At 45.0% G+C, this 12,863-nt stretch carries 15 protein-coding genes; 4 read left to right on the top strand and 11 right to left on the bottom strand.

All coding sequences use genetic code 11. The annotated features are described in order from the left end of the window. Positions 1 to 109: 109 nt before the first annotated feature. Positions 110 to 1,081 (bottom strand): phosphate acetyltransferase, encoded by a 972-nt coding sequence (gene pta / locus ABES02_RS18355; protein WP_430137986.1) that lies wholly within the window; start codon positions 1,079 to 1,081, stop codon positions 110 to 112. Between the two features lie 236 nt (positions 1,082 to 1,317). Here pta and hemQ point away from each other — a divergent pair, with 236 nt between their 5' ends. Together hemQ and gerQ are read left to right on the top strand one after the other, a co-directional pair. Next, positions 1,318 to 2,061 carry a hydrogen peroxide-dependent heme synthase gene (hemQ, locus tag ABES02_RS18350; protein ID WP_430137983.1) on the top strand — a complete coding sequence of 248 codons (744 nt, stop codon included), beginning with the start codon at positions 1,318 to 1,320 and terminating at the stop codon, positions 2,059 to 2,061. Between the two features lie 183 nt (positions 2,062 to 2,244). Further along, entirely contained in the window at positions 2,245 to 2,703 is a 459-nt protein-coding gene (gerQ, locus tag ABES02_RS18345; protein ID WP_430137981.1) for a spore coat protein GerQ, read from the top strand. A 191-nt stretch (positions 2,704 to 2,894) separates the two neighbouring features. On the opposite strand, the gene ABES02_RS18340 is transcribed toward gerQ, so the two are convergent. The 3 genes from ABES02_RS18340 to ABES02_RS18330 all read right to left on the bottom strand — a co-directional run bounded on the left by ABES02_RS18340 (position 2,895) and on the right by ABES02_RS18330 (position 4,620). After that, entirely contained in the window at positions 2,895 to 3,266 is a 372-nt protein-coding gene (locus ABES02_RS18340; protein WP_430137978.1) for a DUF423 domain-containing protein, read from the bottom strand. A 56-nt stretch (positions 3,267 to 3,322) separates the two neighbouring features. Beyond that, the gene (locus tag ABES02_RS18335; RefSeq protein WP_430137976.1) at positions 3,323 to 3,610 is read right to left on the bottom strand and encodes a YwdI family protein; all 288 of its coding nucleotides are present in this window, start codon (positions 3,608 to 3,610) and stop codon (positions 3,323 to 3,325) included. Positions 3,611 to 3,684: 74 nt separating this feature from the next. Beyond that, positions 3,685 to 4,620: a substrate-binding domain-containing protein gene (locus ABES02_RS18330; RefSeq protein ID WP_430137974.1), complete on the bottom strand. Its 936-nt coding sequence runs from the start codon at positions 4,618 to 4,620 to the stop codon at positions 3,685 to 3,687. 145 nt (positions 4,621 to 4,765) lie between these two features. Here ABES02_RS18330 and modA point away from each other — a divergent pair, with 145 nt between their 5' ends. Both modA and modB read left to right on the top strand, forming a co-directional pair. Continuing rightward, entirely contained in the window at positions 4,766 to 5,563 is a 798-nt protein-coding gene (modA, locus tag ABES02_RS18325; RefSeq protein WP_430137971.1) for a molybdate ABC transporter substrate-binding protein, read from the top strand. Between the two features lie 9 nt (positions 5,564 to 5,572). Next, positions 5,573 to 6,235, top strand: coding sequence for a molybdate ABC transporter permease subunit (modB, locus tag ABES02_RS18320; RefSeq protein WP_430137968.1), 663 nt, complete (start codon positions 5,573 to 5,575; stop codon positions 6,233 to 6,235). A gap of 38 nt (positions 6,236 to 6,273) precedes the next feature. Here modB and ABES02_RS18315 read toward each other — a convergent pair whose 3' ends face one another. The 7 genes from ABES02_RS18315 to ABES02_RS18285 all read right to left on the bottom strand — a co-directional run bounded on the left by ABES02_RS18315 (position 6,274) and on the right by ABES02_RS18285 (position 12,823). Further along, entirely contained in the window at positions 6,274 to 7,293 is a 1,020-nt protein-coding gene (locus tag ABES02_RS18315; RefSeq protein WP_430137965.1) for a thiazole biosynthesis adenylyltransferase ThiF, read from the bottom strand. A gap of 225 nt (positions 7,294 to 7,518) precedes the next feature. Continuing rightward, the gene (moaD, locus tag ABES02_RS18310) at positions 7,519 to 7,752 is read right to left on the bottom strand and encodes a molybdopterin converting factor subunit 1 (RefSeq protein WP_430137962.1); all 234 of its coding nucleotides are present in this window, start codon (positions 7,750 to 7,752) and stop codon (positions 7,519 to 7,521) included. Continuing rightward, positions 7,745 to 8,212 carry a molybdenum cofactor biosynthesis protein MoaE gene (locus tag ABES02_RS18305; RefSeq protein WP_430137960.1) on the bottom strand — a complete coding sequence of 156 codons (468 nt, stop codon included), beginning with the start codon at positions 8,210 to 8,212 and terminating at the stop codon, positions 7,745 to 7,747. Before ABES02_RS18305 ends, moaD begins: the two co-directional genes overlap by 8 nt. Then, the gene (locus ABES02_RS18300) at positions 8,209 to 10,134 is read right to left on the bottom strand and encodes a molybdopterin biosynthesis protein (protein WP_430137957.1); all 1,926 of its coding nucleotides are present in this window, start codon (positions 10,132 to 10,134) and stop codon (positions 8,209 to 8,211) included. The genes ABES02_RS18305 and ABES02_RS18300 overlap by 4 nt, the downstream gene beginning before the upstream one ends. Positions 10,135 to 10,147: 13 nt before the next feature. Continuing rightward, positions 10,148 to 11,380, bottom strand: coding sequence for a molybdopterin molybdotransferase MoeA (locus ABES02_RS18295; RefSeq protein ID WP_430137954.1), 1,233 nt, complete (start codon positions 11,378 to 11,380; stop codon positions 10,148 to 10,150). Between the two features lie 17 nt (positions 11,381 to 11,397). Further along, positions 11,398 to 11,997, bottom strand: a complete 600-nt coding sequence (gene mobA, locus ABES02_RS18290) for a molybdenum cofactor guanylyltransferase (protein WP_430137951.1) — start codon at positions 11,995 to 11,997, stop codon at positions 11,398 to 11,400. Positions 11,998 to 12,013: 16 nt separating this feature from the next. Continuing rightward, the gene (locus ABES02_RS18285; protein ID WP_430137948.1) at positions 12,014 to 12,823 is read right to left on the bottom strand and encodes a formate dehydrogenase accessory protein FdhE; all 810 of its coding nucleotides are present in this window, start codon (positions 12,821 to 12,823) and stop codon (positions 12,014 to 12,016) included. Positions 12,824 to 12,863 lie beyond the last annotated feature (40 nt).

Raw genomic sequence — 12,863 nt, 5'->3', positions numbered from 1 at the left:
ACACCTTTAAAAAAAGTCAAAACCATCAAAAAAGTAGACAAAACCAATCCAAAAATAGACAATCTCTAAAAAAGAGCCAGCCCACCCGGACCAGCTCCCCTAAAAACTCTTATAATCCTTGCCCTGCCGTAATTAATGCAAGCTTATAGACATCTTCTTCATTACATCCACGAGAAAGATCGTTGACTGGCTTCTTTAAGCCTTGTAAAATCGGACCAACTGCTTCAAATCCACCCAAACGCTGGGCAATTTTATAGCCGATGTTTCCTGCTTCTAGGCTTGGGAAAATAAACACGTTCGCATCCCCTTGGAGCACGGAGTCCGGCGCCTTACTTTTAGCCACAGACGGAACAAATGCAGCATCAAACTGAAATTCGCCATCAAGCACAAGTGATGGATCGCGGCGCTTCGCCTCAGCCACTGCTTCAGAAACCTTTTCCGTTTCAGGCGACTTCGCCGAACCCTTTGTTGAAAACGAAAGCATTGCAATACGCGGCTCAATATCAAACATCTTAGCTGTTTTTGCACTTTCAATAGCAATTTCCGCTAAATCGAGGCTGTCCGGGGCAATATTGATGGCACAATCGGCAAACACATATTTCTCCTCACCGCGCACCATAATGAATACACCGGAGGTTTTCCGTACGCCCTCTTTCGTTTTAATAATTTGTAACGCTGGACGGACTGTATCTGCCGTAGAGTGAGCTGCACCGCTGACCAAACCGTTTGCTTTATTTAAATACACAAGCATCGTGCCGAAATAGTTTTCATCAAGCAAGATTTTGCGTGCATCCTCTTCGGTTGCTTTTCCTTTGCGGCGCTCGACAAATGCTGCCACAAGCTCGTCCATACCTGCATAGTTCGCAGGGTCATAGATTTCCGCTGCTTCCAATGAAACACCGACCTCTTGCGCTTTTGCCTGTACCTGTTCAATGTTACCGACCAAAATCGGCGTCAGCAGTTTTTCCTCTGCCAGGCGGCCGGCCGCCCGAACTACCCGCTCGTCCAAACCTTCTGGAAAAACGATTTTTATATCACGTCCGGAAATTTTTTGCTTTAAACCTTCAAATAAATCACTCACAAAATGTTCCTCCCTTACAAAACTACCTAACAAGCATACTTTACATAGCTAAAATTTCAATGATTTTACTCACAGATAACGTTTTCAACCTAAATGTTTAAGTTTTCAAAAAAATTACACTCTACCTTTTACTATTTACTATTTTTTATAAAAATATCCTTAAAGGTTTTATTAAAGCGTCTGTTGGTCAAACTATGTTATAGTTATGTGTGAATGATGAATAAGGAGTGATTGTAATGAGTGAAGCAGCACAAACGCTTGATGGCTGGTACTGCCTGCATGATTTTCGTACAGTTGACTGGACGACTTGGAAGATGCTTTCTAGCGATGAACGTCAGTCGGCAATCCACGAGTTTTTAAGTCTAGTTGAAAAGTGGAATACCACTCAGGAGCGCAAAGAAGGCAGCCATGCCCTATATACAGTCGTTGGCCAAAAGGCTGATTTTATGATGATGATCCTTCGTCCTACGATGGAAGAATTAAATCAAATTGAAACCGAATTTAATAAAACTAAATTGGCAGAATTCACTATTCCTGCCCATTCTTATGTTTCTGTTGTGGAGCTTAGCAACTATCTTCCGGCTGGGGAGGATCCATATCAAAATCCGCAAATCCTTGCGCGACTGTATCCGACTCTTCCAAAAACGAAGCATGTTTGCTTCTATCCAATGGATAAGCGCCGCCAAGGCCAGGACAACTGGTATATGCTGCCGATGGAGGAGCGCCGCAATATGATGCGCAGCCATGGCATGATTGGTCGTACATATGCTGGTAAGGTAAAGCAAATTATTACCGGCTCTGTTGGTTTTGACGATTACGAATGGGGCGTAACTTTGTTCGCCGACGATGTGCTTCAGTTCAAAAAGCTTGTCTATGAAATGCGTTTTGATGAAGTAAGCGCCCGCTACGGCGAATTTGGTGCCTTCTTCGTTGGGAACCTTTTAGAGGAAGAACGCGTACCAACATTCCTTCATGTTTAATCCTTAAAGCTTCCAGCTTCTGCTGGGAGTTTTTTTACTTTTCCTGAAGTCATATCTCTGGCCTTTCCCTCATATTTATAAAACAGCGAGTCTTAGTAAAAAGAAGCAGGAACCCTTTTGGGCTAATGCGAGTATGAATAGAATGTTGAATCATTCGTCTAGTCATTTTTAGGAGGGAAAAAGATGAGTCAATACTACAATCCACAAGGATTTCAGCCTTATACCGGACCAGCACAGACCGGGGCTGCTGGGCAGCCTTTTTATCCTGGGGCACAGCAATTTCCGCCAGCTGGCGCGGGGGCCACACCAACGCCTTCACAAGCTGCAGCAGCGGCATCCGTTTCGGCAGGAATGCTGCCAATTGAACAATCATACATCGAGAATATTTTACGTTTGAACAAAGGAAAGCTTGTCAGTGTGTTTGCCACTTTTGAAGGCAGCACGCAATGGAATTCCAAGGAATTTAAAGGAATCATCGAAGCAGCCGGAAGAGACCATGTCATTTTAAGTGACCCGCAAGTCGGTACACGTTACCTCATTCCAATGGTTGCTGTCGACTATATCCAATTCTCCGAGGAAATCGAGTATCAATATCCATTTGCAGGCGGCGGCCCTGCATTAGGTACTTATTCGCCAAGGTAAATAAAAAAGGCATTAGGACTCGAGTCCAATGCCTTTTTTGTTTATTCCGCATTAACTGGCAGTAAGATCCCCACTTCAAGACTTTATAGAAGGAAAAAAGGATAAGTGGGGGATCAACTGCCCGTAAATGCCCGATTGGTTCAACTAACAATCAGTGGGGGATGGAACGCCCCACTGATTGAAGTTTCACTTTATAAATGTTTAACCGCTCCAACAATGATCAAAATCCACGCTGCCAAGAAGCAGACACCGCCAATCGGCGTGATAGCCCCCAAAACGCCTACTTTCGTTAAGCTTAACAGATAAAGGCTGCCGCTAAAGAAGATGATCCCCGCGAGCATTAACCATCCTGACCAGCTAAACAAGGAGCTGGCCGGAACCTTGCCAAGGAGAAAGCCAATGATTAACAAGCCTGTTGCATGAAACATTTGATAGGTTACACCTGTTTTCCAAATTTCTAAATAGTGGGCGTCCAGTCTGTCTTTTAATCCATGTGCCCCAAAGGCACCCAGCGCTACGGCCAAAAAGGCGTTGATTGCACCGATTATAATAAAAGTTTTCATTTTCTTTTTCTCCCCTTCTTGTCCAGCTTCAGCGCCTAGGCGCTTCCGCTTTTCATTTAAAAATCAAACAACGAATCCCCGTTCGCTTCGTCACCTAATTCTAATTTTTTTGACTGTGGCAATGATACCGGCTGTTGAAAAACTGGCTGCGTGAGGACAGGCTGAACCATTGGCGCTGGATTCACGACCACTTCACTTTTTCCCGGCTTTTCGTCTAATATCAATTCGCATAATATTTTAATAGAGTAAATCTTTTCTCGCAAGGTTTCTTGCTTCTGTGACGATTGCGCCAGCTTCAATTCCGCTTCTATTTTTGCTAACAATGTTTGCATCGATATACTCACTTCGACATTTCCTTTCTTTTCAAAAACTACTTCGACAATATTCTATTGTTCCACGTGAAACAAGTAGGATTTTGTCAAAAGGTCTCATACATAATGGAACCAGTCTGTGAAGAATCGTAATCACCAAATGAGTTTATTTCTGACTGAAATGCAGGTGAAGATAAAATCTCCTTCACAATTCGGATGAGTGTCTCGTTTTCGGGTGTTTTTAACAGAACAAGGTCGTATCTTTCTGTTATTAACGGAATAAAGTCTACTTCCACCATTTTTGCTGCTTTTTCAATTCCTATTCCCACATCTGCTTTCCCCATTGATACCGCTGAAGCAACACTTAAATGATTCGTCTCTTCTTGTTCATACCCATTAATCGTCCGTGAGGAAATTTGCCGGATCCTAAGCTGTTCATCAAGCAGGATTCTGGCTCCTGACCCCTTCTCTCTGTTAATGATGTGAACGTGGGGCTGATTAAGGTCCGTCCAGCTGGTGATGTTCAACGGGTTTCCTTTTTGTACATACAAACCTGCTTTTCTTGAAACAAGATTGATTAATATATATGGATACCCTGTTAAAATTCTTTTTACATAGGGAAGATTATATTCTCCCGTATCCCCATCAAACATATGTAAACTAACAATATCACATTGACCATTATATAAGGAAATAAGACTGTTCAGACTGCCTGTGAAGGATCGCAATGTCTTAAAGTTTGAATATTTTTCAATTTGTTTCCCTAGTAGATCCAGTACCATATCTTGTCCGCTAATCACAATATTGTGAGATTCTATTGGTCTGTTTTTGTGAGAATCGACAGCTGGAAGTGTGAAGGTGTTCATTTTCGTGGATTTCTGATTTTTGATGTAATCGTCTAAATCCTGGGCATCCATCCGCATTTGTCTGCCAACTCGGAACACTGGAAGTTCGCCCTTTTTTATTAAATCATATACGGTTAATTTCGAGACTTTTAATAGCTGGGCCACTTCTTCTATTGTATAAGAGATTTCCTTGGACATGTTCATCACTCCTCCTTCTATTGTATCTCATTCTATTTATTTAAGCATAATTCGAAAAAAAATTGCCCATTTGTGATGTTTTTCATTCCTTCCCTCATTATATTTAATTATAATTAGTTATAACTAGTTATAAGGAGTGAATCATTTGAAAAAAGTTTACCCCCTATTTTTACTGCTGTTCCTTACCTTGGCTGGATGTTCTTCAAACGAGCAAGGTAAACAGCCAACAGAAAAAAAACAAACAGCACCTGAAAAGAAGGTTGAATTGACAGTTTCAGCAGCTGCGAGCCTGCAGGACGCCTTGACAGAAATAACAAGCAACTTTAACAAAAAACATGGAAATATTAAAATCAACTATAACTTCGGTGCTTCCGGCGCACTTCAGCAGCAAATCTCACAAGGTGCACCTGTCGATCTTTTCTTTTCTGCTGCAGAAGATAAATTCGATACACTTGTGAATGATGGTCTGATTGACAAGAAAAATGGGATTGACCTTGTTGGAAATGAGCTTGTGCTAGTCGTCCCAAAGGAATCTGCTAAAGGCATTCATACAATTGAAGACATGAAGAAAGCTGATAAAATTTCTCTTGGAACCCCTGAATCGGTACCTGCAGGCGCTTATGCGAAAGAGGTGCTGGGGAAATTAAATATTTGGAGCATCGTTGAAGGAAAAATCGTCTATGCCAAAGATGTCCGTCAAGTGCTTACATATGTGGAAACCGGGAATGTCGACGCCGGAATGGTTTATAAAACCGATGCCCTGACTTCATCAAAGGTGAAGATAGCTGCCACGGCTGATGAAAAGACCCATACACCAATCATTTATCCAGTTGGGGTCATCAAAGCTAGTACCCATCAAAAGGAAGATATGCTATTCTATGATTATCTGCAAACGAAAGAAGCCATGAAGGTTTTTGAAAAATACGGATTTAAAGGACTGTAAAATACAAAGATGACTGACCACTTTTGGGATCCTGTAAAACTATCAATCGAGATTGCTGTTGTTTCAGGATTCATTGTTTTGGTTTTAGGGTTATTTTTAGGACATTTCATGGCGAAGATACGTTTCAAAGGAAAGACGGTGCTGGAGACCATTTTCCTCTTGCCGCTAGTGCTTCCGCCAACGGTTGTCGGTTTTTTGCTGCTTGTAGTTTTTGGAAAACAGAGTCCTGTGGGTCAATTCATCGAATGGGTATTTAAGCAGCCTGTCGTTTTCACCTGGTGGGCGGCGGTCATTGCGGCTGTGATTGTTGCTTTTCCCCTCATGTATCAATCTGCGAAGACAGGATTTGACGGGGTTGATGGAGAGGTCGAGGATGCTGCCCGTGTTGACGGGGCGAATCGATTCCAGGTATTCCTGTTTGTGGCTGTCCCGCTTGCGTGGAAATCCATTGTTTCTGGCGGCATCTTAAGTTTTGCTCGGGCGTTAGGCGAGTTCGGGGCCACACTTATGTTTGCCGGGAATATCCCTGGAAAAACGCAAACAACCCCGACAGCTATATATGTCGCGATTGACTCCGGCAATATGCATATGGCATGGTTATGGGTTCTCTGCATGATTGGGATTTCATTTTTCATGTTAGTATGTGTTCAATTGGCCAATACTTCAAAGTGAAACAACCCGCACCTAACTAAGTAGGTACGGGTTTATTTTTATCCTAATATCCGCTGATAAATTGCCTTCGCGTGTGTTAAATCCTTGGTGCCATGGATGAGGGCACGGCCGTCTTGAAAAATAACCATCCGTTCATCGCCCATTTCCACTGACACTAAATAGGGATTGCCTTTAACCGAGTATCCGAGGGCACTAAGTTGGCCCGCAAGCCGTTCAAGTGAAATTTCCCCCGATGTGGAGGGACGAATTTGCACCGTATCGCGGCCGCACAGCACGGTCGTTTTCGTCATGTTTTCATGATCGAGGTACGGATAGGTCCGCTCCTCGCCGCAAGACAAGCAGCCGGCAAACTTCGCCTTCGACATTTTTAAATTGGTATATTGGTTTCTCCAAAGGTCAAAGCTGACAAACGAGGTGCGGACCGCATCCCAATCCTCGACTAACATTTTCAAGGCTTCCGTAGTCTGATGGGCAATCACCATTTGTACAGCAGGAGAGATAATCCCGCCTGTATCACAGGTCATGCCCTGCAAAGGAATCGAACGCAGCAAACAGTTCAAACAAGGCGTTTTCCCGGGAATAATGGAAAAACTCATCCCAAAGCTGCCGACACAGGCACCGTAAATCCAAGGTACGTTGTATTTTTGCGACACATCATTCATCGCCATCCGTGTTTCAAAATTATCAGTGGCGTCAATCATTACATCAACGCCGGCGATCAGCTCTTCCAGTAATTCAGGTGTCGCGTCACCGATAATCGCCCTTACCTCGACATCGGAATTTATCGCCCGCAAACGTTTTTCCGCGGCGGCCGCTTTTGGAAGCTTCTCGGCTACGTCCTCTTCCGTATAAAGCTGCTGACGCTGGAGGTTGCTGGCTTCTACATAATCGCGGTCGATAATGGTGATCTTGCCCACTCCGGCTCGGGCCAGTATCTCTGCATTGCCTGATCCCAGCGCACCGGCGCCAATAATCAAGACGTGTTTACTGTTAATCTTTGCTTGTCCTTCTTTGCCGATGCCGGGAAAGAGGACCTGCCGTGAATACCGTTCGTTCATTTTTTTCCCCTTTCGATAGAAAACTCGCCAGTTGGCGAGTTAAATCAAGCACCTTTTAGAAAAAAACGTTAGTTATTAGGAGGTTTCGCATTATAAAGTGTAGTTCAGACACAATAAATGGCATTTATCTGCGATTCTGAATGATTTATCTGCGAAAGTTTGCTATTTATCTGCGAAAATAACCCGTTTATCTGCGAAAAATCCCACTTTATCTGCGAAACTCAATCAACCGCCGCTCACAGGCGGGATAAAGGCAATTTCATCGCCGTCATGGATGACTTCATCATTGGAAGCAAACTCTTCATTGATTGCCGTCATGACGGTATCCATCTTCGGTAAGTCGTACTGTAAGGCCAAGTCTGCCTTCAACTCAGCGACGGTTTTCCCGCTCGCATCGACCTTCAAATACTCCTCGCCGATGGCATCCCGTAAGTGTGCAAAAAACAAGACTTTATTCATTCAAGTCACTCTCCTCAGGCTTACCGCTCGGGTAGGCAACAGTTTCGAGTTGATTGCCCATCCATGCTTCGCCTTCTTCCCAATGCTCTTTTTTCCAAATCGGAACGATTTCTTTAATGCGTTCGATCGCGTAACGATTCGCTTCGTAAGCATCGGCGCGGTGCGGCGTCGATACAGCGATCACGACCGCGACATCGGTAATATCTAGTCGACCAACCCTATGTGTAATCGCAACACGCGAGCCTTGCCACCGCTCTTCAATTTCCGAACCAATTTGCGAGAGCTTTTTGACCGCCATCGCTTCGTATGCCTCATAGATTAAAAATAAGGTTTTCTTGCCATGCGTTAATTCCCGGACAGTGCCGATAAAGGTGGTGATAGCGCCGGCCTCACGCTGGACCACCTTATCAATCACGGATTGTATATCAATCGGTTCCTTTGAAATCTCGTACATTTTCATTCTTTCACCTCTTCAGCCAAGCTCTTCAACTCTGCTTTTTCGACCACCTGATAACCGCCAATTTTTGCGACCTGCTCTTTAAACCTGGCAGACTGAATCATCGCGATGAGCTGACGGCCGCTTTCACTCTCATAAAAACTTCTGGTCATCAGTAAATCATATTCTTCATCGGCAACAGGGACAAACTCTAAGTCCATTGCCTTCGCTGCCGGATAAATCCCAAGGCCGGCCCCCTTCGCGTCACCCTTGACTTCGGCTGCAACCGCTAAATGGGAGAACATTTCGCGGTCATAGCCGGTAATCTTGTCTGGCTCTAAACCGGCTTCCTCGAGCAGCAAATCGAAGAGGATGCGAGTGCCCGCTCCTTTTTGACGGTTGACGAAGTTCGCACCCGTTCGGACTAAATCCGAAGCCGTTTCAATTTCTAGCGGGTTGCCTTTTGGTAAAATCCAGCCTTGCTTCCTTTTTAAAAAGGGATAGAGAATAATGTCCTGGCCAACTAGCATTTTTCGTACATATGAAATATTATATTGCTTTGTACTCGGGTCTAGCAAATGAATGCCCGCTACATGGGCCTCTCCTTTTCGAATTGCCATGATTCCTGCCATGCTGCCAACATGCGAGGAGACAATTTTCATGTCATTTCGCACTCGCTTCAATTCCGATGACAGCAGGTCGATCGTCAAGTCATGGCTGCCGCTGAACACAATTGCCTTACTAATTTCTTCAAGCGGACGCAAAAGTTCGACCTCTGCTAAATCCCCTTGTTCGTAGCCAATGATGTTCGGCGGGACGATTAACAGGCCATCTGCTCTCACATAGGACATCGTGACGCCGGCCGCCCGGGTCAGCGGATTGGCGACGAATTGTCCATTCACATAGCCGATATTCATTCGTACAAAGTCTTCGGCCCCCATCGATGAGACGATACGGCGGCCCAGTTTGACCGTTACTTTTTGCCGCTCCGGTACGGGAATACCCAAATACTGGCAGACAAGCGGGCGGACAAACCATTCCAATGCTAAATAGGCGGATACTGGATAGCCCGGGACTCCGACGACTATTTTTCCGTTAATTTCCCCTAAAATCACTGGCTTTCCAGGCCGTGCGGCGACCCCATGGGTAAAAACTTCGCCGATTTCGCCAATAATGTGGACCGTGTAGTCCTTAGAGCCTGCCGATGAGCCAGCATTGATGACGATAATATCGGAGGTATCAGCCGCTCCTAACAGCACCTCTTTAATTCGACCAGGCTCATCTTTAACGATTGTCTGCAGCTTCGGTTCGCCGCCCCATTCTTTAATAAAACCAGAGAAAACCGTCCCATTAAATTCAATAATTTTTCCGGAAGAAAGCTCTGAATGTGCCTCAACCAATTCATTTCCGGTTGGAATAATCGTGACCACCGGCTTTTTTACAACTGGAATCACCGTCTGCTGTGCCGCCAGCAACACGCCTAAATCAGCCGGGCGCAGGACATGACCTTGCGGAAACAGCATTTCCTCCTGAACAATATCCTCACCAATCGGGCGGATATGCTGCCAAGGAGTAGCCGGTTCGATAATCTCAATTGTATCGTCATCGATCACCTGAACATGCTCAATCATAATGACGGCATTGAACGGAGCAGGAATGGCATTTCCGGTATCTACGTAGCAAAACCCCGTGCCTCTTTTAAGATGAAGTGGATTTTGTTCATGGGCCTGATAGGTGCTTTCGGCGACAACGGCAATCCCGTCCATCGCAGAGGCGTGGTAGTGCGGCATTGACACTCTTGCAAAAATCGGCCCGGCTGTCACGCGGCCAAGAGCATCCGCTGTAGCGAGATATTCCGTTTCAGGGGCGAATCGTGATGCCGACAGAATTTCTTCCCTCGCTTTCGAACGGGGCTTGTCTTCTAAATAAATTTTACGTTTATACATCTGTTCTTCCCCCTTACCGTGTTGCAATCACAGGCACATATTCACCCTCTGAAATACCCTCTTTTTCTGAACTAATCTCAACAATGCCGTCGCTTTTTACGAGTGTCGTAATCAAACCGGATTTGCCAATAATCGGCTCAGCCCACCAATCCCCGTTATTTTCAATCAAGCGGACACGAATATAATCGGAACGTCCTGGTGAGGATGGGATGTTTTTGGTGATTCTTGCAAAAATACGCTCAGGCTTTCGTTCGATCCTTTCACCAGAAAGCTGTCGTAATATGCGCTCACCAAACAATCTGAAAATAATCATTGCGGACGCTGGGTGACCTGGAAGTCCAATGACCGGCTTTCCGTCTGCCATTGCTAGAATCGTGGGTTTGCCAGGCTTAATGGAAATACCGTGAACAAATACCCCTGGTTCGCCTAACGATTGAATTACTTCGGTTGTATAATCCTTCGCGCCGACCGAGCTGCCCCCCGACAGGATTAAACAATCGGTCTGCTCATAGAGTTCACGAGCCCTGGCCAGAAATTCTTCGAAATCATCTTTGACAATCCCGCCGTAAACGAAGTCGACATTCCATTCTCTGGCAAGTCCGGCTATTGTCAGGTGGTTAATGTCGCGGATCTGCCCTTCTAAAAGATTCGCTGTTTGATAGGGAACAATTTCATCCCCAGATGATAGATAGCCAACCGTCAATTTCCGGTATACCATGACATGGGTAATCCCCAAAGAAGCAAGTGCCCCCAATTCCTGTGGGCGGAGCTTCACACCCTTTTCAAGCAGAACCTCACCTTCACGAATATCTTCGCCGGCACGAATGATGTTTTCTCCAGGTGCTGCCTGCTTGTAGGTATTCAATAGACCATCTACGTCTTCACAATGTTCAATCATGATGACGCTGTCGCTGCCAACTGGCAGCATGCCGCCGGTTGGCACGTAAACGGCTTTTCCGGGGCTGACTACAGCCGTTGGGACCTCGCCCATCTTCACTTCACCTGCTAGGGTGAGGAAGCCGGGCATCGATTCGGATGAACCATACGTATCTTTTGCGCGGACGGCATAGCCATCCACAGTTGAACGGTCAAAGCCAGGTACATTTTCCTTTGCTGTGACCGGCTCGGCCAATATATAGTGAAGGGCACGGTCAAGCCCCCTAACCTCTGTCTCTACAATTGCTGTTATTTTTTCCTTGATTAAGGTAAAGGTCTCTTCAACTGTTTTTACTTTGAAAAATTGCATGGTTCCCCAGTTCCCCCTTACTGTTCTGCTTCAGCCCACTTTTTGGCAGCTTCATATTCATTTGGATGATTCATATTGAAAAAAACGCGCTCGATGTCCATCTGGGTAAAATTCTTCAAATCATTTTCGGTTACGTATCGGACATTTAATTGCTCGAGCAGCTGTTTCATGCGGAGATTTCCTGCTTCAATGCAGTTTGCTGCTTTCTCGGCAGCTATTTTTTTAAAAACAGCAAATAACGGATGCTGCGTGCCATTAATGACAGGAATGACCGCATCATAATCGCCGCACAGCTCGACTAGGACGGCAGCCAGCTCTGCGGATACAAATGGCATATCACAGGCGACCATGAAATTTACATCATATTTGCTGGCCAAGAGACCAGCATGAAGTCCGGCCAGCGGCCCCATGCCTGGATATTGATCAGACGTCATTTTTACTTCTAAAAATTCATATTCCTTTGGCTCATTTGTCACGAGAATAATATCTTCAAAAACGGTTTTAAGCGATTCGCTCATTCTTTCCAGGTTGGTTTGCTCATTTATTATGAGAAGCGCTTTATTTGTACCCATTCTGCTGGATTTCCCGCCTGATAAAATTATTGCCGCCGCATTCATTGTTTTTTAGCCCCTCTTAGTGGATCAGTTTTTTTTCGCCAACTGCCTTATACCCATTTTCTTGAGCTACAAAATCTAGATGAATCGAGTTCAAATCCTGTAAGGCTGCAGATGGCTTTTCAATATATTGTCTTGTATCAATCAGTTTAATATAGCCGTTACACTCATCGCAAACTTGGATTTGCGAGACTGCGTCCCCTTCAATTTGTAGAAATTGAATCGTTTTATGGTCTTCGTTGCCGCAGTGGGAGCATTCCAAACGTTTCGCGTTCCAATGGGCTAAGCAGCGGGGGCAATGCATGACTTTTTTCCCTTCTTCTTCAAGTGCGGCTAACCTTACGGGTTCACCGCAAACTGGGCAACCCGATCCTGGCACCGCACTGCTGACCTCAGGCTGAACTTTTTCCGCGATTACCTGCAAATAAGGGCGAAGTACTGTTTCTGCGAGAAAATGCGGAATCCATGCGTCCAAGCCATTTTCTTCAGCAAAGCTGGAAAAATACTCATGGTTAAATGCAAACGCCTCTTCAATCCAGCGGGACGCCGTTTCTTCATTTAATAGATTGCTAATACTGGCAAGCTTTGTTTCTAATTCAGGATTGCTCTTTATGAGAGTGGCATTTATTTCCCCTATCCACTGTAAGAATAGTGATATTTGAAAATCAATAGCCGTTAATGCCGCAGCTGGCACTCCTGCTGCCATCGCAGCTTTATCTAAGTTGGGTCGAATCGTTTCCGGGTCGATCGATTGCTTCCACTGTTCCTGAAGCTTGACGATTTCTTTTTGCAGACTCTGGTATTCTTTTGAAACAACAGATTTAATCATCGTTGTCGCACCTCGATTTCATATTTTTAAAGGAAATGGC

Source organism: Neobacillus pocheonensis (genome assembly GCF_050477905.1).
In the GTDB taxonomy this organism is placed as follows: domain Bacteria; phylum Bacillota; class Bacilli; order Bacillales; family Cytobacillaceae; genus Neobacillus; species Neobacillus pocheonensis_A.
This window is presented reverse-complemented; position numbering and strand designations above follow the sequence as displayed.